The 22,812-nt window shown below is 64.4% G+C and carries 21 protein-coding genes and 1 tRNA gene; 11 read left to right on the forward strand and 11 right to left on the reverse strand.

Annotated elements, in window-relative coordinates:
• Positions 1-137: 137 nt before the first annotated feature.
• Positions 138-1,589 (forward strand): cysteine--tRNA ligase, encoded by a 1,452-nt coding sequence (gene cysS, locus U1738_RS04095; protein WP_443026983.1) that lies wholly within the window; start codon positions 138-140, stop codon positions 1,587-1,589.
• Positions 1,590-1,705: 116 nt separating this feature from the next.
• Here the strand turns inward: cysS and U1738_RS04100 are convergent, their stop codons facing one another.
• The 4 genes from U1738_RS04100 to lepA form a co-directional block, all read right to left on the reverse strand.
• Complete coding sequence (locus tag U1738_RS04100) at positions 1,706-2,314, reverse strand: ATP-binding cassette domain-containing protein (protein ID WP_332787736.1); 609 nt, start codon at positions 2,312-2,314, stop codon at positions 1,706-1,708.
• Positions 2,304-2,993: a molybdate ABC transporter permease subunit gene (gene modB / locus U1738_RS04105; protein WP_332787737.1), complete on the reverse strand. Its 690-nt coding sequence runs from the start codon at positions 2,991-2,993 to the stop codon at positions 2,304-2,306. The genes U1738_RS04100 and modB overlap by 11 nt, the downstream gene beginning before the upstream one ends.
• 13 nt (positions 2,994-3,006) lie before the next feature.
• Positions 3,007-3,774, reverse strand: a complete 768-nt coding sequence (gene modA / locus U1738_RS04110; RefSeq protein ID WP_332787738.1) for a molybdate ABC transporter substrate-binding protein — start codon at positions 3,772-3,774, stop codon at positions 3,007-3,009.
• A gap of 145 nt (positions 3,775-3,919) precedes the next feature.
• Complete coding sequence (lepA, locus tag U1738_RS04115; RefSeq protein WP_332788219.1) at positions 3,920-5,743, reverse strand: translation elongation factor 4; 1,824 nt, start codon at positions 5,741-5,743, stop codon at positions 3,920-3,922.
• A gap of 209 nt (positions 5,744-5,952) precedes the next feature.
• On the opposite strand from lepA, the gene U1738_RS04120 reads away from it, so the two are divergent.
• Positions 5,953-6,489, forward strand: a complete 537-nt coding sequence (locus tag U1738_RS04120) for a redoxin domain-containing protein (protein ID WP_332787739.1) — start codon at positions 5,953-5,955, stop codon at positions 6,487-6,489.
• A 22-nt stretch (positions 6,490-6,511) separates the two neighbouring features.
• The gene (locus tag U1738_RS04125; protein WP_443026968.1) at positions 6,512-6,820 is read left to right on the forward strand and encodes a UvrB/UvrC motif-containing protein; all 309 of its coding nucleotides are present in this window, start codon (positions 6,512-6,514) and stop codon (positions 6,818-6,820) included.
• Between the two features lies 1 nt (position 6,821).
• Here the strand turns inward: U1738_RS04125 and U1738_RS04130 are convergent, their stop codons facing one another.
• Both U1738_RS04130 and pnuC read right to left on the reverse strand, forming a co-directional pair.
• A complete protein-coding gene (locus U1738_RS04130) occupies positions 6,822-7,340 on the reverse strand; it encodes an AAA family ATPase (RefSeq protein ID WP_332787740.1) in 519 nt (172 codons plus the stop codon).
• A complete protein-coding gene (gene pnuC / locus U1738_RS04135; RefSeq protein ID WP_332787741.1) occupies positions 7,337-7,894 on the reverse strand; it encodes a nicotinamide riboside transporter PnuC in 558 nt (185 codons plus the stop codon). Before pnuC ends, U1738_RS04130 begins: the two co-directional genes overlap by 4 nt.
• Before the next feature lie 113 nt (positions 7,895-8,007).
• Here pnuC and U1738_RS04140 point away from each other — a divergent pair, with 113 nt between their 5' ends.
• The gene (locus tag U1738_RS04140; RefSeq protein WP_332787742.1) at positions 8,008-9,309 is read left to right on the forward strand and encodes an FAD-dependent oxidoreductase; all 1,302 of its coding nucleotides are present in this window, start codon (positions 8,008-8,010) and stop codon (positions 9,307-9,309) included.
• 43 nt (positions 9,310-9,352) lie between these two features.
• Here the strand turns inward: U1738_RS04140 and U1738_RS04145 are convergent.
• Positions 9,353-9,429: transfer RNA gene (locus U1738_RS04145), tRNA-Pro, on the reverse strand.
• 169 nt (positions 9,430-9,598) lie between these two features.
• On the opposite strand from U1738_RS04145, the gene dinB reads away from it, so the two are divergent.
• A complete protein-coding gene (dinB, locus tag U1738_RS04150; protein WP_332787743.1) occupies positions 9,599-10,690 on the forward strand; it encodes a DNA polymerase IV in 1,092 nt (363 codons plus the stop codon).
• Between the two features lie 29 nt (positions 10,691-10,719).
• On the opposite strand, the gene U1738_RS04155 is transcribed toward dinB, so the two are convergent.
• The 4 genes from U1738_RS04155 to U1738_RS04170 form a co-directional block, all read right to left on the reverse strand.
• Positions 10,720-11,604, reverse strand: a complete 885-nt coding sequence (locus tag U1738_RS04155) for an ROK family protein (protein WP_332787744.1) — start codon at positions 11,602-11,604, stop codon at positions 10,720-10,722.
• Complete coding sequence (locus U1738_RS04160) at positions 11,601-12,830, reverse strand: NAD(P)/FAD-dependent oxidoreductase (protein WP_332787745.1); 1,230 nt, start codon at positions 12,828-12,830, stop codon at positions 11,601-11,603. Before U1738_RS04160 ends, U1738_RS04155 begins: the two co-directional genes overlap by 4 nt.
• A gap of 4 nt (positions 12,831-12,834) precedes the next feature.
• Entirely contained in the window at positions 12,835-13,701 is an 867-nt protein-coding gene (gene fghA, locus U1738_RS04165; protein ID WP_332787746.1) for an S-formylglutathione hydrolase, read from the reverse strand.
• A gap of 64 nt (positions 13,702-13,765) precedes the next feature.
• Positions 13,766-14,911, reverse strand: a complete 1,146-nt coding sequence (locus tag U1738_RS04170; protein ID WP_332787747.1) for a nucleotidyltransferase domain-containing protein — start codon at positions 14,909-14,911, stop codon at positions 13,766-13,768.
• Between the two features lie 163 nt (positions 14,912-15,074).
• Here U1738_RS04170 and U1738_RS04175 point away from each other — a divergent pair, with 163 nt between their 5' ends.
• The 6 genes from U1738_RS04175 to U1738_RS04200 all read left to right on the forward strand — a co-directional run bounded on the left by U1738_RS04175 (position 15,075) and on the right by U1738_RS04200 (position 22,811).
• Complete coding sequence (locus U1738_RS04175) at positions 15,075-16,346, forward strand: nucleotide sugar dehydrogenase (RefSeq protein WP_332787748.1); 1,272 nt, start codon at positions 15,075-15,077, stop codon at positions 16,344-16,346.
• A gap of 71 nt (positions 16,347-16,417) precedes the next feature.
• The gene (locus tag U1738_RS04180; protein WP_332787749.1) at positions 16,418-17,185 is read left to right on the forward strand and encodes a metallophosphoesterase; all 768 of its coding nucleotides are present in this window, start codon (positions 16,418-16,420) and stop codon (positions 17,183-17,185) included.
• 104 nt (positions 17,186-17,289) lie between these two features.
• Positions 17,290-17,970: a polysaccharide biosynthesis/export family protein gene (locus tag U1738_RS04185; RefSeq protein WP_332787750.1), complete on the forward strand. Its 681-nt coding sequence runs from the start codon at positions 17,290-17,292 to the stop codon at positions 17,968-17,970.
• Between the two features lie 56 nt (positions 17,971-18,026).
• Complete coding sequence (locus U1738_RS04190) at positions 18,027-20,246, forward strand: GumC family protein (protein ID WP_332787751.1); 2,220 nt, start codon at positions 18,027-18,029, stop codon at positions 20,244-20,246.
• Positions 20,236-21,465 (forward strand): tetratricopeptide repeat protein, encoded by a 1,230-nt coding sequence (locus U1738_RS04195; protein ID WP_332787752.1) that lies wholly within the window; start codon positions 20,236-20,238, stop codon positions 21,463-21,465. Before U1738_RS04190 ends, U1738_RS04195 begins: the two co-directional genes overlap by 11 nt.
• The gene (locus tag U1738_RS04200; RefSeq protein WP_332787753.1) at positions 21,462-22,811 is read left to right on the forward strand and encodes an O-antigen ligase family protein; all 1,350 of its coding nucleotides are present in this window, start codon (positions 21,462-21,464) and stop codon (positions 22,809-22,811) included. The genes U1738_RS04195 and U1738_RS04200 overlap by 4 nt, the downstream gene beginning before the upstream one ends.
• Position 22,812: the final 1 nt, after the last annotated feature.

The raw sequence follows: 22,812 nt of genomic DNA on the forward strand, positions 1-22,812 counted from the left end.
CCCCGGCCGGATGCCCCCTCCGGCCGGGGCCCCTTCTCGCCCCGGCGACACATTCGCCGGCGCACCTATCTGCCGTCCGGGGGGATGGCAGGTCGGGCTGCGACCGTGCAGCGTTTGCAGCACGGTCGCAGCCCGCTATGGCTGCCCGCATGACCGCTACCCCGCTTACGCTCTACAACAGCCTCAGTCGCCGCCTGGAGACTTTCACGCCGCTCGATCCCGAGAACGTGCGCGTCTATTCGTGCGGGCCGACGGTCTACAATTACGCCCATATCGGCAATCTGCGCGCTTATGTCTTCACCGACACGTTGAGCCGGGTGCTGACGTGGAAAGGCTATAATCTCACCCACATCATCAACATCACCGATGTCGGCCATCTGACGTCCGACGCGGATGCCGGCGACGACAAGATGGAGGCGGCCGCCCGCGCCCAAGCGATGAGCATCTGGGATATCGCGGCGCATTACACCTCGGCCTTCAAACAGAATCTGAAGGATCTCAACATCCGCGAGCCGAGTCGCTTTCCGCTCGCCACCGATCACATTCAGGAGATGATCGACTTCGGCGTGAAGATCGGCGCGAATTGCTATGAACTGGATAGCGGGCTGTATTTCGACACGACGACGGTGCCCAATTACGGCCGCCTCGCCGGCACGCGCGAGGACGATCGCGAGGGCCGGATCGATCCCGTTGCCGGCAAGCGCCACCCGCAGGATTTCGCGATCTGGCGCAAGAGCGAACCAGGCGAGAACCGCCAGATGGAATGGGATTCCCCCTGGGGCCGCGGCGCGCCGGGCTGGCACCTCGAATGCTCGGTGATGAGCCAGAAATATCTGGGGGCGAATTTCGACATTCACACTGGCGGCATCGACCATCGCGAGATTCACCACCCTAACGAAATCGCCCAGAACCAAGCGCATTGCGGCTGCGCGGATACCGGCGCGACGTTCTGGATGCACAACAACTTTCTGGTCGAACGCTCCGGAAAGATGAGTAAATCGGGGGGTGGGTTCACGACGTTGCAGACGTTGGTAGATGCGGGGTTTCATCCGCTAGCGTTTCGGATGATGTGCTTGCAGGCGCATTATCAGAGTGAGCTGGAGTTCAGCTACGAGAACCTTTCTGCTGCTTTGACCCGGCTCAAGCGGCTAGTAATGGCAGTTGAGAAACTACGCCAATCCCCTGATATCGAACCGACAAAGGGCAATGGAGAAATTCCCGGCGATATCCTCAACGTCTTCGACACATCCGTCCTTGACGATCTGAATACAGCACTCGCCTTGACATCTCTCGACTTGGCGGTCGGTTTGCCAAATGTTGCAGCTTCCAAGAAGCTAGCCTGTGTTTTGAGGATGGATCATGTGCTGGGGCTCAAGCTCGACAGCATATCCCGAACCGATCTTCGCATCCGACCGACCACCGCCACTATCACGGAAGCCGAAATCGAAGCCCGTATTGCCGAACGCCGCGAAGCGCGTGCAGCTAAGGACTTCGCCCGTTCCGATGCAATCCGTGACGAGCTTACAACACTTGGCGTGGAAGTGATGGACGGCGACCCGCTCGGCTGGGACTGGCGCCTTTCGCTTTAAGCGCCCCCTCCCCCCGTTCGCCCTGAGCCTGTCGAAGGGCGTGTCCAGAGCGCAAGCGCGTGTTCGTGGCACGTGCTTCGACAAGCTCAGCACGAACGAAGATTAAGCGAACCCGGTCACCGCCCCATCGGCACGATCCGCGACCCCAATCGCTCCGCCTCGCCCGCATCATGCGTCACCATCAACACCGGCAATTTAACCACATCGCGGATATGCTCGATCGCCGCCATCACTTCGCCGCGCCGCGCCGCATCCAGTGACGATAGCGGCTCGTCCAGCAGCAGAAACGCCGGATCGCTGAGCAACGCCCGTCCGATCGCCACGCGCCGCGCCTCGCCGCCGGAGAGGCTGCGCGGCCAGCGGTCGAGCAAATGTCCGATCCCAAGAAAAGCGATTCGCTCCTCATCGAGAATAGTCGTCGGCGCGCCGTAGAGCAGGTTGGCGCGAACCCTGAGATGCGGGAACAGCCGCGCATCCTGAAAGACATATCCCGCGCGACGACGCTCGACCGGTACGTCGATGCCGGCCGCCGAATCGAACAGCGTCTCCCCACCGACCCGGATCGTGCCGCGGCTCGGTAGCAGCAGCCCGGCGACCATGTTGAGCACGCTCGTTTTACCCACCCCTGAAGGCCCGAACAGGATCGTGACGCCCTCCCCCGCCGACAGGTCCAGCGCGATATCGGTCTCGCCGAGGCGCTTGGCGACGTGGATTTCAAAGGACATGCAGCCCCCTGCCACTACGCCGCGCGAGCAGTTCGGACGCGACCAGTGCAATCAGCGATAGCGCCACCGAGATCGCCGCCAGCCGCAACACCATCGCCTCGCCATCCGGCCGCTGCAACGCGCTGTAGATCGCCAGCGGCAAGGTCTGCGTCTGGCCCGGCACATTCGACACGAAGGTGATCGTCGCGCCGAATTCGCCGATCGATCGCGCAAACCCCAATACGGCCCCGGCCAGCACGCCGGGCATGCTCAGCGGCAGCGTGATCGTCGCGAACACCCGCCACCGCCCCGCGCCCAGAGTCGCGGCGGCGCTTTCCAGCCGCCGGTCGACCGCCTCGATCGACAGCCGCATCGCACGCACCATCAGCGGCAACGCCATGATCCCCGACGCGATCGCCGCCCCGGTCCAGCGGAACAGCACGCTGACACCGAACCAGTCCTGCAGCACCGCACCCACCGGCCCGGTCGGCGCGAACGCGATCAGCAACAGCCACCCCGTCACCACCGGGGGCACCACCAGCGGCAGATGCACCACCGCATCGAGCAGCAATTTGCCCGGGAACGTTCCCCGCGCCAATGCCCAGGCGAGCGCGAAGGCGATCGGCAGCGTCACCAGCAACGCCACGCCGCCGACCTGTAACGTCAGCGCGACGATGCCCCATTCCTCGGGCGTCAGCATCGTGGCCCTGCCCTCACCGCGCAGAGAAACCGAACTTCACAAAGATCGCCTTACCCTCGCGCGATACCAGAAAACGGCGAAACGCTTCGCCTTCCGGGTTGGTCGACGAAGCGAGGCGAGCAAGCGGATACACGATCGGCGGGTGGCTCCCGTCCGGAAACACACCCGCCACGCGCACCGTGCACGACGCGCGGGCATCGGTCGCATAGACGATGCCGAACGGTGCCGCCTGCCGCTCGACCAAGGCGAGTGCCGCCCGGACATTCTCCGCCTGCACGACACGCGGCGCCACCGCCGCCCACACGCCGAGCCGTTCCAGCGCAGCCTTGCCATATTTTCCCGCCGGTACGCTCGCGGTATCGGCCATCGCCAGCGGACCCGCGCCGAGCGTTGCGGCCAGCGCTCGCGCCGGACGCAACGGAATGCGCGTATGACGACCCTGCGCCTCTATCACCACCAGCCGGTTGCCAAGGAAATCGCTCCGCGTGCCCTTCGCGATCAGGGTCTTCGCCGCCAGAGCGTCCATCCATTCTTCATCTGCCGATGCGAACAGATCCGCCGGGCCACCCGCCAGCACCTGCCGCGCGAGCGCCGAGGACGCGGCGAACGAGATCACCGGTTTGGGATGGCCTTTCTTCGCCCAGGCATCGGCGGCGGCGGTCATCGATTCCTGGAGACTGGCGGCGGCGAGGACCAGCGGCGGACGCGGCTGGGCATGGACCACAGCCGGCACGGCGCAGAGCAACGCCGCGATCCATCCCTTGATGCCGGTCAGTCTCATGGGCGATCTCCTAGCTGCGTCTTGGCTTACGATCAGAAGGGTGCCGCGGCAAAGCCGCCTCGGACGGTTCGGTCGAGGACAAGCTCGACCGAACGCCGACCGGCATTCGGCTAGTCCGCGGCCAAGCTTCGCTTGGCCTTGAGCCTCAGGCGTCGTCGCCCATCCTCAATGCCGCGATGAACGCCTCCTGCGGGATGCTCACACTCCCATATTCGCGCATCTTCAGTTTGCCCTTCTTCTGCTTGTCGAGCAGCTTGCGCTTGCGGCTGGCATCGCCGCCATAGCATTTCGCGGTCACATCCTTGCGCATCGCGCTGATCGTCTCGCGCGCGATCACCTTGCCACCGATCGCCGCCTGGATCGGGATCTTGAACAGGTGCCGCGGGATCAGTTCCTTCAGCCGCTCGACCATGCCGCGCCCGCGCACCTCCGCGGTGCCGCGATGGACGATCATCGACAGCGCGTCGACCGGCTCCTCGTTGACGAGGATGCTCATCTTGACGAGGTCGCCCTCGCGGTAACCAATCTGATTGTAATCGAAGCTGGCATAGCCCTTCGACAGCGATTTTAGACGATCGTAGAAATCGAATACCACTTCGTTGAGCGGCAGTTCGTAGGTCGCCTGCGCGCGACCGCCGACATAGGTGAGGTTCTTCTGGATACCGCGGCGATCCTGACACAGCTTCAGGATCGAACCGAGATACTCGTCGGGCACATAAATGACCGCCTCGATCCACGGCTCGCTGATCATCGCGATCTTGTTGGGCTCGGGCATGTCGGCGGGGTTGTGCAATTCGATATGCGTCGTGCCGGCGGGGTCGGGATGAGTCAGCTCGATCTCATACACCACAGACGGCGCGGTCGTGATCAGGTCGAGATCGTATTCGCGCGTAAGGCGCTCCTGAATAATCTCCAGATGCAGCAAACCGAGGAACCCGCAGCGGAAGCCGAACCCCAGAGCCGCGCTGGTCTCCATTTCGAACGAGAAGCTGGCATCGTTGAGACGCAGCTTGGAAATGCTCTCCCGCAATTTCTCGAAGTCGTTGGCATCGACCGGGAACAGCCCGCAGAACACCACCGGCTGCACTTCCTTGAAGCCGGGCAAAGGCTCGATCGCAGGGCGCTTCACATCGGTGATCGTGTCGCCGACGCGGGTCTGCGCGACCTCCTTGATCTGCGCGGTGATGAAGCCGATCTCGCCCACGCCCAGGTCGGTCAACTGCTCGATGCGGGGGCGGAAGCACCCCACCCGGTCGATAAGATGCTGCGTGCCGGTGGCCATGAACTTGATCAGCTGGCCCTTCTTCAACGTACCGGCCACAACGCGCACGAGGATCACGACGCCGAGATACGGATCGTACCAGCTATCGACCAGCATCGCTTTCAGCGGTGCCTCTGGATCGCCCTTCGGCGGCGGAATGCGCGTGACGACCGCCTCCAGCACCTCGCGGATGCCGATGCCCGATTTCGCCGAAGTGAGCACCGCCTGCGAGGCATCCAACCCGATCACTTCTTCGATCTCGGCACGCACCTTTTCCGGGTCGGCGGCGGGCAGATCGATCTTGTTGATCACCGGCACGATCTCGTGATCATGCTCGATCGACTGATAGACGTTGGCGAGCGTTTGCGCCTCGACGCCCTGCGCCGCATCAACCACCAGCAACGCGCCCTCGCATGCGGCCAGGCTGCGCGAGACTTCGTAGGCGAAGTCGACATGCCCCGGCGTGTCCATCAAGTTCAGCGTGTAGGTCTCGCCGTCATCCGCCTTGTAGGCCAGGCGCACGGTCTGCGCCTTGATCGTAATCCCACGCTCCTTCTCGATATCCATATTATCGAGCACCTGCTCGGACATCTCACGCGCGGTCAGCCCGCCGGTTTCCTGAATCAGGCGGTCGGCAAGGGTCGACTTGCCATGGTCGATGTGGGCGATGATGCTGAAATTGCGGATTTTATCTAAGGGGGTCACTATGATCTCAAGCTGGTGGAGGCGCGATTTGCGTGCGCCATAGCACCAGCGCGAACCAAGACAAAATGTCGCATTAGCCAAAGCGGCACAGCCCCAAGGTTAACTCCGGGGCAGTTATGCGAGCTGTTGACCCGGCACACGACGTAACACCCATATCGCTGCCACCGATTCCGTATTATGCAGGGGCTACATCCACCGGAGTGTAGCCCCTCATGCGTATCGCCCCTGCCCTGCTCGCCATTACCGCCCTCTCGCTCGCCACCCCGGCGCTCGCCGCGCTGAAGGTCGGCGCAACCGCCCCCGACATCGTCACCAAGGCGGCAAAGGGCGGGAAGATGTACGATTTCGCGCTCAAATCGGCGTTGAAGAAGGGTCCGGTGGTCCTGTATTTCTTCCCCGCCGCCTTCACCTCGGGCTGCACCGCGGAGGCGCATGAATTCGCCGAAGCCGCCGCCGATTTCGAAAAGAACGGCGCGACGTTGATCGGCCTGACCGCCGGCAATGTCGAGCGGATCGCAGAATTCTCCAAGGTCGAATGCCGCGACAAATTCCCGGTCGGTGCGGCAACACCGGCAGTGATCAGCGGCTATGACGTGGCACTTGCCGCCAAGGCCGGCTGGACCGACCGCACCAGCTACGTCATCGCGCCGAACGGCAAGATCATCTTCACGCTGAGCCAGATGAACCCGGTCGGTCACGTCCAGGGTACGCTCGATGCGGTAAAGAAGTACAAGCTGGCCAAGAAGTAAGACGGCATCCGTTCACCCATCCGTGCGTTGTGCGCGGATGGGTGTCACGATCGAAGATTTGCGGCTCCAAATGGAGGCCGCCGCCGAGGCGCTGGATTTCGCGCTCGCCGCGTCGCTCCGCGATCGGATCAGCATATTGCGCGGCCAGTCGGCCGACGCCGATGTGGATGCGATCGACCCGAGCGGCCTCACCCGTCAGCAGCCCGGTAGCATGGGCATCGGCACCAGCCGCCAGCGCGTGACCCCGCCGCCGGGATGGAAGCCTCCGCCGAAACCGGATCTGATGACCAAGGCCAGCTCCCGGTCGAAGAAAGCTAAGGTAGGGTCGTAGACTAACCCAGCCCCGCCGCTTCGACTGCCGCCAGCGCATTGGCAAACCGCGCATCGCCTTGTCCGCCGACCAGCGCCCAGCGCACCCCGCGCCGCTCCAGTTCGGCCTTCGACAGATCGAAGAAACGCTGCCGGTCCGCCCCAGATCCGAACATCCGCGTCCCATCCCCGACCCAAGGCAGATCGATATCGAGCAGCAGGTACAGGTCGGCGGTGCCCTGCCAAGTATCGAACCACGGATCGCGTTGGCCGAACAGCATGTCGGCCCAAACTGCGGTCATCAGCGGATCGGTATCGAGGATCAGCGGATCGATCCCCCCCGCCGCCAGCGACCGCGTGATGCCGTCATGCGTTTCGGCGATGCGGACCAGATCGGCCATAGAGAAATCCAGCCCGTTCGCCTCGGCGAAAGTACGGCCATATTCATCCACCACCGCGCCGCCCAGCGCCCGTGCCAAACGCGGTGCAAGGGTGGATTTGCCGGTGCTTTCCGGGCCGTGCAGGCAGATCGTGCGGGTCATAGACGTTCCGATTTGCGCCAGTCGATCAGGCCCCAGACCGAGATCGCCAGCAACAGGGTGTAGAGGATCGCAGTCGGCCACAGATCCTTCGCGGCATACAGGCCGACCGCGACGGCATCGACCGCGATCCACAGGATCCAGTTTTCCAATTTCTGGCGTGAAAGCAGGATTTGCGCGGCGACGCTTGTCATCGCCACGCCGGCATCGACGAACGGATAAGAGGCATCGGTAAAGCAGTGCATCAAACCGCCCCATACGACAGTCGCCACGAAAATCGCCGCCACCCAGCCGATCCGCTCCGCCACGGTCAACCGCCCGACGCGCACCTGACCTGCCTCGGCGATGCCCTGCGACCAGTGTCGCCAGCCGTACAGGTTCACGATGAGGAAGAAGCCCTGCAAAAGCATGTCGCTGTACAGTTTCGCGTCGAAGAAGATCCAGGCGTAGATCGCGACGCCGGCGATCGCAAAGGCGTAGTTCCACACGCTCCGTCGCGCGACGAGCACGACGTTCACGACGATCAGCAACGAGGCGAGGATTTCGACGAGGGACACTGCCGTTCGCCATAGCAGCGCATTCGTTCAGGTCGAGATGCCTCGCTGTGTAATTGGGAACTTCCCCTCTCCTCCGCGCGGTACTAGCATTACTGGCAAAACGGAGAGGCTTCATGCGTCATATCGCGATCATCGGCTCCGGCCCGGCGGGTTACTATACCGCCGAGGCATGTCAGAAGACCTTCGGCGACGACGTGCGCGTCGACATCATCGATCGCATGCCGGTGCCATTCGGCCTGATCCGCAGCGGCGTCGCGCCGGATCATCAGGCGATCAAGGGCGTCTCGCGGCGCTACGAGGCAGTGGCGCTGACCGACAATGTCCGCTTCGTCGGCCATGTCTCGGCCGGGCAGGACATCAGCATCGCGGAACTCGGCGACCTGTATGATGCGGTGGTGCTGGCGACCGGTGCCCCGGCCGACCGGCGGCTCGGCGTGCCGGGCGACGATCTGCCGGGCGTGATCGGATCCGCGGCATTCGTCGGCTGGTATAACGGCCATCCCGATTTCGCCGGACTGGCCCCGCCGCTCGACGGCCCCGGCGCGGTCGTCGTCGGGCACGGCAACGTCGCGCTGGACGTCGCGCGCATCCTCGCCAAAACCGGTGCGGAATTCGACGGATCGGACATCGTCAGCCACGCGCTACAGGGGCTCGGACAGCACCGCATCGACACCGTCACCCTGCTCGGCCGGCGCGGACCGCACCAGATCGCAATGACCCCCAAGGAACTCGGCGAACTCGGCCATCTGACCCGCGCTACTGCGGTCGTCGATCCCGCCGACCTGCCACCGCTTGCCGAGGATTCGACGCTGGATGCCGGCCAGCGCAAGGCGGTCGGCCATCTGCGCGCGTTTGCCGCTCATCCCGGCGACAAACCGATCCGGGTCGTGTTCGATTTCTTCGCCATGCCGGTAGCTGTCGAGGGAGACGGCAAGGTCGAGCGCGTGATCGTCGAACGCACCGCGCTGGACGAGAAAGGCCAAGCGCATGGCACCGGCGAGACCTATGCGATCCCCGCCGGGCTGGTGGTGAGTTGTATCGGCTATCGCACGCCGCCGATTCCCGGCGTGCCCTATGACGAGGCGCTCGGGCGATTCGCCAATGTGGATGGCCGCATCGCGCCGGGCTTGTATGCGGTCGGCTGGGCACGGCGCGGGCCGACGGGCACGATCGGCACCAATCGCCCGGACGGTTTCCGCATCGCCGAACAGATCGCCGCCGACCTGCCCGGAAACAGCGGCAAAAAGGGCCGACCGGCGCTCGACGCGTTGCTGGCGGAACGCAAGGTGGATGTCGTCACCTTCCGGGACTGGCAGAAAATCGAAGCGGCCGAAATCGCCGCCGCCCGCGACGGCGCGCCGCGCGAGAAATTCGTCGGCGTGGAGGAGATGATGGCGGCGCGTAGCGGGGTGTGAGGCCTTTGCGGCCTGTGGATCGATATCGGTGATATCGCTGCAATGGTCGGGGCGATAGGATTCGAACCTACGACCCCTGGACCCCGAGACCAGTGCGCTACCAGACTGCGCCACGCCCCGACACATTGCAGGTTGGTGCGCCTAGCTGGCAGGCCCCCGGCGATCAAGTCAAAAGTGGCGATCGGGCCGAATTCGCTGCCCCGGAACAGCGAATTTCGGAGTCGCGCCGAAAGTCGAACACACCACACAGCTAGTGCGGGCCGTCGCGAGCGGGTATGATGTTCCCGTAATGTCCACAGAAGACCTTCCCAAGCGCAAGGTGATCCATATCGACATGGACGCCTTCTACGCGAGCGTCGAACAGCGCGACGATCCGTCGTTGCGCGGCAAGCCCGTCGCGGTCGGCGGATCGAAGGCGCGCGGCGTGGTGGCGGCGGCGAGTTACGAGGCGCGCACCTTCGGGGTGAAATCGGCGATGCCATCCGTCACCGCGATCCGGCGCTGCCCGGACCTGGTGTTCGTTCCCCCGCGCTTCGATGTCTATCGCGAGGTCAGCCTGCAGATTCGTGCGATCTTCGCCGACTATACCGGCTTGATCGAACCGCTGTCGCTGGACGAAGCGTATCTCGACGTGACCGAGGACATGCGCGGGCTCGGTTCCGCGCGGGCGATCGCCGAGGAGATCCGCGCGCGCATCAAGGCCGAGACGAGGCTGACCGCCTCCGCCGGCGTGTCCTATAACAAGTTCATCGCCAAGCTCGCGTCGGACCAGAACAAGCCGGACGGCATCTGCGTGATCCCGCCCTCGAAAGGCGCAGCCTTCGTCGCGAGCCTGCCGGTGCGTCGGTTCCATGGCGTCGGCCCGGTGACTGCGGCGAAGATGGAGCGATTGGGCATCCTGACCGGCGCGGACCTGCGCGCGCAGCCGATCGAGATGCTGCGCGCCAATTTTCGCAGCAGCGCGGACTATCTGTTCGCCGCCGCGCGCGGCGAGGATCATCGCCCGGTGCGGGTCGATCGGCAGACCAAGTCGGTCGGCGCGGAACGCACGTTCGATCAGGACTTTACCGAGCGCGCCGACCTGATCGCCGCGCTGGAACGCGTGGCGGAGGCGGCGTGGGTCCGCGTCGATCGCAGCGGCGCGCAGGGCCGCACGGTGACGCTGAAACTGCGCTTCACCGGTTTCCACACGATCACACGGGCACGCTCGTTTTCAGCACCGGTGCCGGATCAGGCGGCGTTCCTGGCGGCGGGCATCATGTTGCTCGAAGCGCAACTACCGGTGCCCAACGGGGTTCGCCTGCTCGGGCTGACGCTGTCGGGGATATTGGAGGAGGATGAGGCACACGAGGGCGCCGAACAGGCTCTGCTTCTTCTTTAAGCCCCTCTCCCTTAGGGGAGGGCCTAGAATTAGAGAAGCGCCCGCTGCCCCAATACGATCGCCCCGAGCGGCCCGGCATTGTTGCCGAGCGCCGCCGGCACCACGAACGCATCGACCGGCTGGATATCCCCGGTCGCGCCATAGCCGCCCAGACTTTCCACCAGCCGCGCGCGGATCATCGGCAGCAGATGCGGCATGCCGGTCATCACGCCGCCGCCCATGACGATGCGGCGCGGGATACCCGTCAGCACCAGAGTGTGAAGCAATTGCGCCAGCGTGTGCGAAACATTGTTCCACACCGGATGATCCAGCGGCAGATCCGGCGCACGCGTGCCGGTGCGGGCCTGGATCGCCGGGCCGGAGGCCATGCCCTCCACGCAATCGCCGTGATAGGTGCAGATGCCCGGCCAGTCGTCACCCGGCAGACGCGAGGTGCGGACGTGGCCGAGTTCGGGATGCGTCATGCCGCTGGTCGGCTCGCCGTGCATGACGAGCCCGACACCAACGCCGGTGCCGACGGTGATATAGGCATGGTCCGCCAGCCCCTGCGCCGCGCCCCATTTGCCCTCGCCCAGCGCCGCGCCGGCCACATCGCTGTTGAACCCGGTCGGCACGCTCGCCTTCGCCGCAAGCCGTCGCGCGACATCGGTGTTCGTCCAGCCGGCCTTGGTCGTCGCGGTGATGTAACCGTAATTCGCCGCCTCCCGGTCGATCGAGACCGGGCCGAAACTGGCGATGCCGAGCGCGTCATAGCCGGTCCAGCGTTCCAGCACCGCCTCGATCGCCGACAGCGTTTCCTCCGGCGTGGTCGTCGGGATGCGGACCTCCTCGCGGATATCGGCCGGCCCGGTCGCGAGAATGCAATTGCACTTGGTGCCGCCGAGTTCGACGCCGGCGATAAGGGGGGCAGTCATGCGAGTTCCTTGAGCACCTGTTCGAGGTCGGCGAGAAGCGCCGGATCGGGCGACGACCCGGCCAGCACCAGCGCGCGGCCCTGCACGTAATCCCGCGTCGCGTTGACGCAATCGAGCGCGATGACCTTGCCGCCGCGCAGATAGATCAGCGAAAAACTGCGCGCTTCGGGATCGCCACGCAGCACGGTGGAATCGTAGCCGATCGACAGCCCGACGGTCTGCAGTTTCAGATCGTATTGATTGGACCAGAACCACGGCACGGCGTGATAGGGCTGCGCCTCGGCGTCGCCGCCGGCGATCAGCTTGGCGACGCAGGTGGCCTGATCGTTGGCGTTCTGTACCGATTCCAGCCGGATCGGCGCACCGTCCGCGAAATCACTGGCATGCATCGCGCAATCGCCGACCGCGAACACGTCGGGCAAGCTTGTGCGGCAATGGCGATCAACGTTCACGCCGTTGCCGCCTTCCGCGCCCGCCGCGATCAGCGCCGCGACTTCGGGAATGATGCCGATGCCGACGATCACCATATCGGCGGGCACGATCTCGTCGTCCGACAGGCGTACGCCGGTGACTTTATCGCCCTCACCCTCGATGCTTGAGACCGTCACGCCGAGCCGCACCTCGACACCATGCGCGCGATGTTCACCCTCGTAGAAGCGCGACAATTGCTCTCCGGCGACACGCGCCAGCACACGGTCCTGCGCCTCCAGCACGGTAACGTGCTTGCCGAGTTTGGTCAGCACCGCCGCCGCTTCCAGCCCGATATAGCCGCCGCCGATCACGACGACGCGCTCGGTCGTGGCAAGTTCGCCCATCAGCCTGTCTACATCGGCGCGCGTGCGCACGCCGTGGACGCCGGAATAGTTATGGCCCGAACAGGTCAGCCGGCGCGGGGATCCGCCCCCGGCCCAGATGAGGTGGTCGTAGCCGATTTTGGTCTCGCCGATCGAGACGGTGTGCGCATTCGCATCCACCTCCGTGACCCGCTGACCGAGCAGCATCTCGACGTCGCGTTCCGCCCAGAAGGCCGGCGGGCGGATCAACAACCGCTCGAACGGCTTCTCGCCGGACAAATAATCCTTCGACAATGGCGGGCGTTCGTAGGGCAGTTCCGGCTCGTCGCCGATCACCGCGATCGTGCCGGCGAACTTCGCCTGCCGCAAGGCAATCGCCGCCTGCGCGCCGGCATGACCCGCGCCGACGATCACCACATCGTAATGCTGCATCCGCTTATCCGCCCTTCAGCCGCTCCGCGTGCCAATTGACGTGATCCGCCAGAAACGTCGAGATGAAATAATAGCTGTGATCGTATCCCGACTGCATCCGAAGCGTCAGATCGATCCCCGCCGCAGCGCATGCCGCGCGGAGCAATTCGGGCTTGAGCTGCTCGGCGAGGAACTGATCGGCATCGCCCTGATCGACGAGGAGTTCGGGCACGCGCGCGCCATCCTCGATCAGCGCGCAGGCATCATAAGCCCGCCATGCGTGGCGATCCGGCCCGAGATAGCCGCCCAGCGCCTTCTCGCCCCATGGGCAATTGAGCGGCGACACGATCGGCGCGAAGGCGGAAACGCTCCTGAAGCGATCGGGATTGCGCAAGCCGATCGTCAGCGCGCCGTGCCCGCCCATCGAATGGCCGGTAATGCCCTGGCGATTCATGTCGGCCATGGGAAATTCCGCCGCGATCAGCGCCGGCAATTCGTCCTCGATATAGCGCCGCATTCGGAAATTCGCCGCCCATGGTGCCTCGGTCGCATCGACATAGAAGCCCGCGCCCTTGCCGAAATCATAGGCGGTGTCGTCCGGCACATCATCGCCGCGCGGCGACGTATCCGGCGCGATGAAGATCACGCCCGCCTCGGCACAGGCGCGGCGATACTCGCCCTTGTCGGTGACGTTGGCATGCGTGCAGGTGAGGCCGGACAGATACCACAGCACCGGCAGTGTCGCGCCTTCGACATGCGGTGGCACGTACACCGAAAAGGTCATGTCGGTGCCGGTCGCCTCGGATGCGTGGCAATATACGCCCTGCGTGCCACCGAACGCGATCTGTGGCGCGGACACCGTCTTCACTGTCGGGAAACTCTCATTTGCCATCCTTGCCGCTGCATGACCCATGGCGACGAACTCGTTCGCCAGGCCGGCGAAGTCAACGACTCCTTCATCTGCGGGTCCAGCGATCGCGCAGCAGCATCACCGGTCGCAACGGCAGGCGCAACCAGCGAAAACCGCGTGGCAGCGCCGTCGCATCGAAATCGCGCGGTGCCAGAAGGAGCAGTCGCAGCAGATCGCGACGATAGCGCCAGTTGCGGGCCATGCCGAACTGGACGGGCAGCTTGCGCAGGATCCAACTCAGTGGCGGTGCCGAGGCATAATCGGCCGGCGCAGCGAGTGCCGCCTTCGACAGCCGGACGATGCGCCGGCTCGCCGACGAAATGGGGATTGGCGACAGACCTTCGATGCCGAAGACCTCTTCGACAAGCTGCACGGCGCTGGTGACGATCGCCTCGGCCCCGGTTTCGCGAGCGGAAACGATCGCATCGGGAACGATCGACGGATGTGCCGTCGCCACGATCCTCGCAATATCCTCGAGCCATTTCAGCCGGAACCACAAATGCTGTGCGCCATGCGCGCAGAGATACAGCAAGGTATCGACCATCGACAGTGCGGGGACGGCGACCGTGCCAAGCATCACCGTATCGCGCCGCGCCCAGACCGCCTCGAAACCCAGCGGCAGCAGCGCATCGACATCGAGCAGGCGTGTATGAACTTCCACCTCGACACCGTGGCCGACAAAGGTGCGATGCTTGTTGGCGAATTGCTCACCCGCTTCGCCATGGCCGGAGGTTTCGGCAAAGCCCATCGTCTCCAGTGCGGTCGCGACCCGCGCGATCGTCACCGGATCGACAAGCAAATCGATATCCTTGCTGTCGCGCGCGCCGACATCGCCATAGATTTGCTGCGCCAACACGGGCCCCTTGATCCCGAAATGGCGGATGCCCGCCGCCGACAGCATCGTCGATATCGCCGCCATCCGTTCGGTGCGGTGCAATGCCGCGATGCTGCGTCCGCGCGCGCGTTTGGACAGCCAGCCCGCGACCTCGGGATCATGCGGGCGGAGTGAAGTGGCGAGCGCCGCGGTCGCCCGCGTAGCGATGCGATGGCGCCGCACGAGCGCGGGGATCGCAGCCGGATCGTCTGGCGTCACACCGGCGATCGGCGTATCGGCGGCGACCGCACCGCACACATCGGCGAGATAGCTGAACGTGCGCGCCTCGGCTCGGTCGGGATCGGATACGCCACGCATCACGCGATCATGTGATGGCGTGCCGCGCCGCGCAAGCACAGCGCGGCGCGAAAATGCCGGCCGGCGCATAGACCAAGATCCCGGTTGCGGCCCCGCACGGCTTGCCGTGTGGCACTTTGCCGGTAAAGAAGCCCGCAATTGGATCAGGTTAAGGACGTCGGCAATGGCCGCAGATACGAATGTCGTGGTGGTCGGGCTCGGCTATGTCGGGCTACCGCTTGCCGTGGCGCTGGCAAAATCCTTCACCACCTGGGGGCTGGACGTCGATACCGGTCGGATCGCCGAACTGAAGGGCGGCCACGATCGCACCGGGGAGATCGACGCCGATCGGCTTGCCGCCTCCAGCCTACAATTGACCACCGATCCCGCCGCCTGCCCCGAGGCCGACTTCTACATCGTCACCGTGCCGACCCCGGTCGATGCGTCCAACACGCCCGATCTGTCGATCGTGATGGCGGCGACGCGCACCGTGGGCGGGATGCTGAAGGCAGGACGACGGTCGATCGTCGTCTATGAAAGCACGGTCTATCCCGGCGTGACCGAAGATATGTGCGGCCCCGAACTGGAGCGTGTCAGCGGGCTGGTGTGCGGCGAGGATTTCTTTCTCGGTTATTCGCCGGAGCGGATCAATCCGGGCGACCGCGAACATACCGTCGATCGCATCATCAAGGTGGTATCGGGACAGACGCCCGAAATCCTCGACCAGATCGCCGAACTCTACGGGCGCGTGACGACCGGCGGCGTGTTCCGCGCGGCATCGATCAAGGCGGCCGAAGCGGCGAAGGTGATCGAGAATGCACAGCGCGACATCAACATCGCATTCGTCAACGAGATCACGCAGATCTTCGCGAAGATGAACCTGTCGGTGTGGGACGTGCTCGCCGCGGCCGGGACGAAGTGGAATTTCCTGAAGTTCGAACCCGGCATGGTCGGCGGGCACTGCATCGGCGTCGATCCCTATTACCTCGCGCACCGGGCGACCGAACTGGGCTGCGATCCGCGCATCATCCTGGCCGGACGCGATACCAACGACGGCATGGCAACATGGGTCGCCGGGCAAGTGCATGACTGGAACGGCGGCAACGTGGCGAAAGTGCTCGTGCTCGGTCTCGCCTTCAAACAGGACGTGCCCGACCTGCGCAATTCGAAGGTCGCCGATCTGGTCGCCGCGTTCGAGGCGCTGGGCCATGCCGTCGAGGTCCACGATCCGCTCGTTTCCGCGCCCGAAGCGCTGCACGAATATGCGATCCCCCTGGTCGATGCGCCAACGGGACCCTACGATCTCGTCGTGCTGGCGGTGCCGCATCAGGCGCTGTTGGCCGATTTCGGGCGCTTCGCCGCGCTCGTCGCGCCGGGTGGCGGGATCGTCGATCTGAAGAACGCGCTCGCCGGATCGGCCGACGTGCCGCGCGACATGCGGCTATGGACGCTGTAACGATCGTGCCTACATCACAGCGGATTGGCTAATCCCGCCACCGCGGCACGCGCGTCATCATCGAGGTCCGTTTGTTCAAGAAGCTATTCCGTCGTATTTCCGAGAATATCGCCGCGTCCGAGTTTTCCGGGCCGGACGGGCAGCGCGTCTATGCGGTCGGCGATATTCACGGGCGGCTGGATCTACTCGACGACCTGCTCGCGCGGATCGAGGATGACATCGTCGAGCGCCCGTTGTCGACGATCGGGCTGTGTTTTCTGGGCGACCTGATCGATCGCGGACCGGATTCCGCGGGTGTGGTCGAACGATTGTCCTCGCTCGGCAATTTCCCGGCCAAGACGCTGTTCCTGATGGGCAATCACGAGGAAGTCTTGCTGCGCGTTTTGAACGCCGAACCGAACCTCGCCTATGATTGGCTCGGCTATGGCGGCGATGCCTGTGCGGAAAGCTATGGTGTTACACCCTCGGCGCTCCAGGCGATGAGCGAGGAGAGCATCGCCGCGGTGTTGCGCGAGGCGATACCCTCAAAACACATCAGGTTTTTGGAGGATCTGGGGGATACGTTCAGTTTCGGCGACTATCTTTTCGTTCACGCGGGAATACGCCCCGGCGTGAAGATCGAAGAGCAGCAACCGCAGGATTTGCGCTGGATCCGCCAGCCTTTTCTGTCGGACGGGCACGATCACGGTTGCATGGTCGTGCACGGCCACACGATCAGCGACGGGGTGGAGCGGCGCCCGAACCGGATCGGCATCGATACCGGCGCATATCGCACCGGAATGCTCACCGCCGCAGTGATCGAAGGACGAGACCTGAGCTTCATCACCACCGGCGCGTAGCCGCACGGCTTGCGACACGGCACGGTTAATTGTAAGCGTTTGACCTGCATCGACTTAGATGCGGAGTGATTGCAGGGCGATTTGGTATGACGTGTAGCGGATTGATGGGCCGGCTCATGGTGGTTGGTCTGGCCATGCTGCTGTCCGCCTGTGCCTCGAGCCGCGGCGGTGCAATTTCTTACGATGTCAGTAAGTTCGGTGCACCCGATGCTCCACAGATCGCCGCCGTCGACGACACCTACAAGTTGGCCCCGCTCGATACGATCACCGTCAGCGTGTTCCAGGTGGCGGACATCAGCCGCGATTATTCGGTCGATCAGAGCGGCCGGATCACCATGCCACTGATCGGTCGCCTCGATGCAGTCGGCCTCAGCACGGGCCAGCTCGCCAAAGCAATCGAACTCAAGTTGGGCGAAAAGTATCTTCGCAATCCCAACGTCACCGTTGCTCTGAAGGAGTCGGCCACCCGTATCGTCACGGTCGATGGCTCGGTGAAACAGCCGGGCGTCTTCCCGGCCGTAGGACCGATGACGTTGATCCAAGCCGTGGCGCTGGCACGCGGTACGGACGATCTCGCAAATCCCAAACGCGTGGCGGTGTTCCGCACGATCGACGGCAAGCGCATGGCTGCCGCGTTCGATCTGACCCGGATACGCCGCGGCACCGAGGAAGACCCACAAATCTATCCCGGCGACACGGTCGTCGTCGATGGGTCGGGGCTGAAAAAGGCACAGCGCGATCTGCTTCAGGTATTGCCGGTAACGGCGCTTTTCCTGAGGTTTTGACTCCAGTTTCCTGATTTAGACGCTAGGACTTTTTCTACATGGAAAGCAGCGGGCCGGTGGCCCCGACGAATCTGACGGTCCGTCGCGATCAATCGCGCGATCTCGCCGTGCCTTTTGCAGGTGCCGGTTACGGTGGCTACGGAACCGCCAAGAGCAGCCGTGAACTCTCGCTGGCGCTGCTGTGGCGCGTGCTGGTCGAATGGCGCTGGCTGATCCTCGCCGCGATCGGTATCGGGCTGGCGGGGGCGGTGCTCGTCACTTTGCTGACACCGCTCAAATATCGCTCCACCGCGACGATCGAACTCACCCCGCCCGAGATCGAAGTGATTTCCGGCGAAGGAAGCAAGGGCGGCCGCCAGACATCGGCGATGCGCGACGTGAACTTCATCGGCACGCAATTAGGCCTGCTGAACAGCCGGGCGCTGGCCGAACGCGTGGCGCAGGATCTCAACCTCGCCAGCAATCCGAAGATCGTCGGCAAGGGCACGGACCGCGCACAGAACACGAAGATCGCGGCCGGCGTCGTACAAAACGGCACCAAGGTGAAATTGCGCCCGCAGAGCCAGCTGGTGGATATCAACTTTTCCGCGCGCGATCCGCAACTCGCCTCGGTGATCGTCAACGGCATCACCGATGCCTATGTCTCGACCAATCTGGAACGACGCTATGCCTCGTCATCCTATGCGCGAGAATTCCTGCAACGCCAGATCGTCAATACGCGGCGTGAGCTGGAGAAATCGGAACGCCAGCTGACCGCTTATGCTCAGCAAGAGGGGCTGATCACAACCGGGAGCAGCGATACCGGGGGCGATACCAACTCGCTGACCGGCAGCACGCTGGTGGCGCTCAACAATGCGCTAGGGGCGACCCAGGCCAAGCGGATCGCGGCAGAACAGCGCTATCGCGAAGCCGTGATCGGCGGGGCGACCACCGAAGGCAGCGTCAATGCCGCGCCGTTGCGCGCGCAGATCGCTGCGCTCGACGCAGAATATCAACAGAAGTTGCAAACATTCCGCCCGGAATATCCCGAGATGGTGGCGTTGCGTGCGCGGATCGATGCATTGCGCTCCTCCGTCGTCAAAGAAACGCGGACCGCGAACACCGATCGCGTCGGTACGTTGCGGCAGGAATATCAGGCGGCGCAAGGTGAGGAAAACCGGCTGCGTGCCCAGGTTGCGGGCTTGACGTCGTCGGTGCTCGACCAGCGCGGCCGTCGTATCCAGTACACGATCCTGCAACGCGACGTCGACACCAACCGCTCGCTCTACGACGCGCTTTTGCAACGCTACAAGGAGATCGGCGTCGCCAGCGGGATCGGCACCGCAGTTGCCTCCGTGGTCGATCGCGGCCCCGTGCCTAGCGGCGCGTATTCGCCCAACCTGTACCTCAACTTGGCCATCGGTGCTGGACTCGGCTTCATCCTCGGCATGCTCGCCGCGATCGCGCTCGAATTCATCAACGACACGATCAAGACGCCGGACGACGTGCGCAACAAGATGCAATTGCCGTTCCTCGGCGGCATCCCCAACGCCAAGCTGGCCAAGCCGATCGACGAGTTGAAGGACCCGCTGTCGCCGGTTACCGAAGCCTATCTGTCAACCGCGACGGCGTTGCAGTTCGTCGCCGAGGGTGGTGCGCCGAAGACGCTGTTGATGACCAGCACGCGACCGGCAGAAGGCAAATCGACGTCGGCCTGGGCCTTGGCGCAAAGCTTCACGCGCCTGGGCAAGACCGTGTTGCTGATCGATGCCGACATGCGGCGCCCCGCCTTCGTAACCGGCAAAGACGACGTGGGGCTGTCGCACGTCCTGACCAACGGCTCATCGCTCAGCGAGCATGTGTTGCAGACCGAAATCGAGGGGCTCTGGATCATGCCCGCCGGCACCGTACCGCCGAGCCCGCCCGAACTGATCGCATCGGCGCGGTTCGCATCGTTGCTCGCCGATGCAGCAGCGACCTTCGACCATGTCGTGATCGATGGCCCGCCGATCCTCGGCCTCGCCGATTCGCCTTTGCTCTCGACGATGGTGCAGGCCACGTTGATGGTGGTCGAATCCGGCCGCACCCGCACCCGCGCGGTGGTCGAAGCGCAAAACCGCCTGCGGACCGCCGGTGCGCATGTGATCGGCGCGATCCTGACGCGCTATCAGGCGCAGGCATCGTACGGATATGGATACGGTTACGGCTATGGCCAGAACAAGGATCAGTATCGCTACGTCGCGGACAGCAACGACAAGAAGCGCCGCATCATGTTGACGACGAAAAATGGGGATTGAGCGATTGCTGAACCCGCGCGGGATCGTCGTCGCGCTTGTTCTCGCGGTCGCCGCGGCCTGGGTCGGATATCTTTGCGTGCGGACCGCGATCGTACAGGTCGTGCCCGTCACGTCCGCCAGCGTCGCGCAGATCGCACCGCGAGATCCCGATGTCATCCTGGGGCCGGCAGCCATCGCGCTGGTCGAGCAGCACGGAATCCTCGACGCCGCGACGCTGGCCGATGTCCGCCTTGCAGCGCAGCGCGCGCCTCTCGATGCCCGCCCCTTCCTGATCCTTGGCCACCAGCAATTGCTCGACGGGCAAGCCGACCGGGCACTCGCCACGCTGGAGGCGGCGCAACTGCGCGATCCGCGCGACCGCGTCGTGCATCTGCTGCTCCTAGATCGATACCTGCGCACCGGTCGCTATGCCGAAGCAGCGGCGCAATTCGCGGTTTCATCGCGGCTGGTCGGTCCGGCCCAGGGGGCGATCGCCAATGCGATGGCACAGATGAGCTTGGCACCGGAAACCCGCGACGCCGTCCGCCGCACGCTGGCCGCCGATCCGACTTTGGAATCCGACGTTCTGGTCGCGCTGGCCAAATCCGACGCCGCGCCGACGACGATCTTCGCGCTGGCCAGCCCGGCTGCGCGGCGCGATGCCGGCAACCCGGAGAGCTGGGGACCGGTGCTGGTCAACCGGTTGATCGACAAGGGCCGCTACGCCGCCGCACGATCGGTTTGGCAAAGCGTTTACGGCCTGTCCTCACAACAGATCGCCGCTCCAGTGTTCGATGCCGGGTTCCGGCAATTGCCCGGCTCGCCACCGTTCAACTGGACGCTGGTCGCAAACGGCCTCGGAGCGGCGGACATTCGGGGCGGAACGTTGTCGATCAACTATTACGGCCGCGACAATGGCGATCTGGCGCAACAATTGCTCGTGCTGCGACCCGGCCGCTATCGCTTCGCGATCACCGCGGAGGGAGGCAAGACCGGAACCGGGCCGTCCCTGATCTGGTCGCTGCGATGCAAGGCCGGCGCCGCTGGTGACCTGATGACCTTGCCCGTCGTCGCGAAAGGCGGCCCACATCGCAACACCGCGGACTTCGTCGTTCCGGCCAATTGCCCGGCCCAGCAATTGACGCTGTCCGGCGCGGCCGGTGAATTCCCCGCGCCGATCAATCTGACCCTGCGCGATCTCGACCTGCGCGCCGCCGCTGCGGCGGGAGCCCCGAAATGAGCCGCCACGCCCTCGTCCCGGCCTATCTGCTCGCCTGCCTGTTGCTCGGCGGCGCGAGCGCTGCGGGCTTCATCGCCAATCTGACCCTGCAACTGATCGCCCTGCCGCTGATCGGCTGGTCGCTCTGGCATCTGATCCAGTCCGGTGTCGCTCCCCAGGTGCGAACGGCCCTGGCGCTCGGCGGGGCGTTGGTTGCGATCGCGCTGTTCCAACTGATCCCGCTGCCGCCCGCAATGTGGACCCTGCTACCCGGGCGCGAGGCCATCGCGAAGGGCTATGGCCTGATCGGTGTGCCCTTGCCCTGGTTGCCGCTGACGTTGGCACCCGATCGGGCGCTCGCCAGCCTGTTATGGCTGCTGCCGGCGTTCGCGACGTTCCTCGGCATCGTCGCGATCGGAGCATTCCGCGCACGCAGCATCGCTGCGGTCATCGTGCTGGTGACCCTGACGTCGATCGTCATCGGCGCGTTGCAGGTGGTCGACGGCACGGAAAGCGCGTATTTCTACGAGATCACCAATTTCGGCCTTGCCGTCGGCTTTTTCGCCAACAGCAACCACAATGCGACGCTGTTGCTGGTGTGCATCCCGTTCCTCGCGGCGTTGCAGACCAGCGTGTTGAGCCGCGGCACCAAATCGCGCAGCGCATCCGCGATCCGGCTACTGACCGTCGCGATGTACATCCTGATCTTCGTCGGGCTGCTGCTCAATTCGTCGCTGGCCGGTATCGGGCTCAGCGTCCCCGTTGCTCTGAGCACGTGGCTGGTGTTCGGGAAACAGCGCCCGGCGCTGCGCAAGCCGCTGGCGATCGTCACGATCGTCGCAACCATCGCCACGATCGTGACGATCGCGGTCGGACCGTTCGGCAACAATCTGTTCGGGCAGCAAAATGCGAATGTCGAAGCGTCGCGCCAGACGTCGTTCGCGCTGACGTGGCAGGCGGCACGCGAATTCTTCCCCGTCGGATCAGGGATCGGCAGCTTCCAGTCGGTCTATCACATGCACGAGCAGTTGCCGTCGGTGACGTCCACGTTCATGAACCACGCCCATAGCGACTGGCTCGAGCTGCTGCTCGAAACCGGGCTGCCGGGCATGGTGCTGGCCGTAGCTTTCCTCGTTTGGGCGGCGGCGCGCGCGCGCGCGATCTGGAAAGCGGAGAGCCGCGATTACTTCGCGCAGGCGGCCATCATCGCGATCATCGCGATCGCACTGCACAGCCTGGTCGATTATCCGTTACGCACCGCCGCGTTGTCCGCCGTGTTCTTTGCGTGCGTCGCGCTGATTACCGGCGCCCGCCCCTATGTCCGTCGGCAGCGGACTATTTCGTCGGCACGACACCTGGCTCTGTAGA

It is taken from the genome of Parasphingomonas caseinilytica (assembly GCF_036663755.1).
Taxonomy (GTDB): Bacteria; Pseudomonadota; Alphaproteobacteria; order Sphingomonadales; family Sphingomonadaceae; genus Sphingomonas.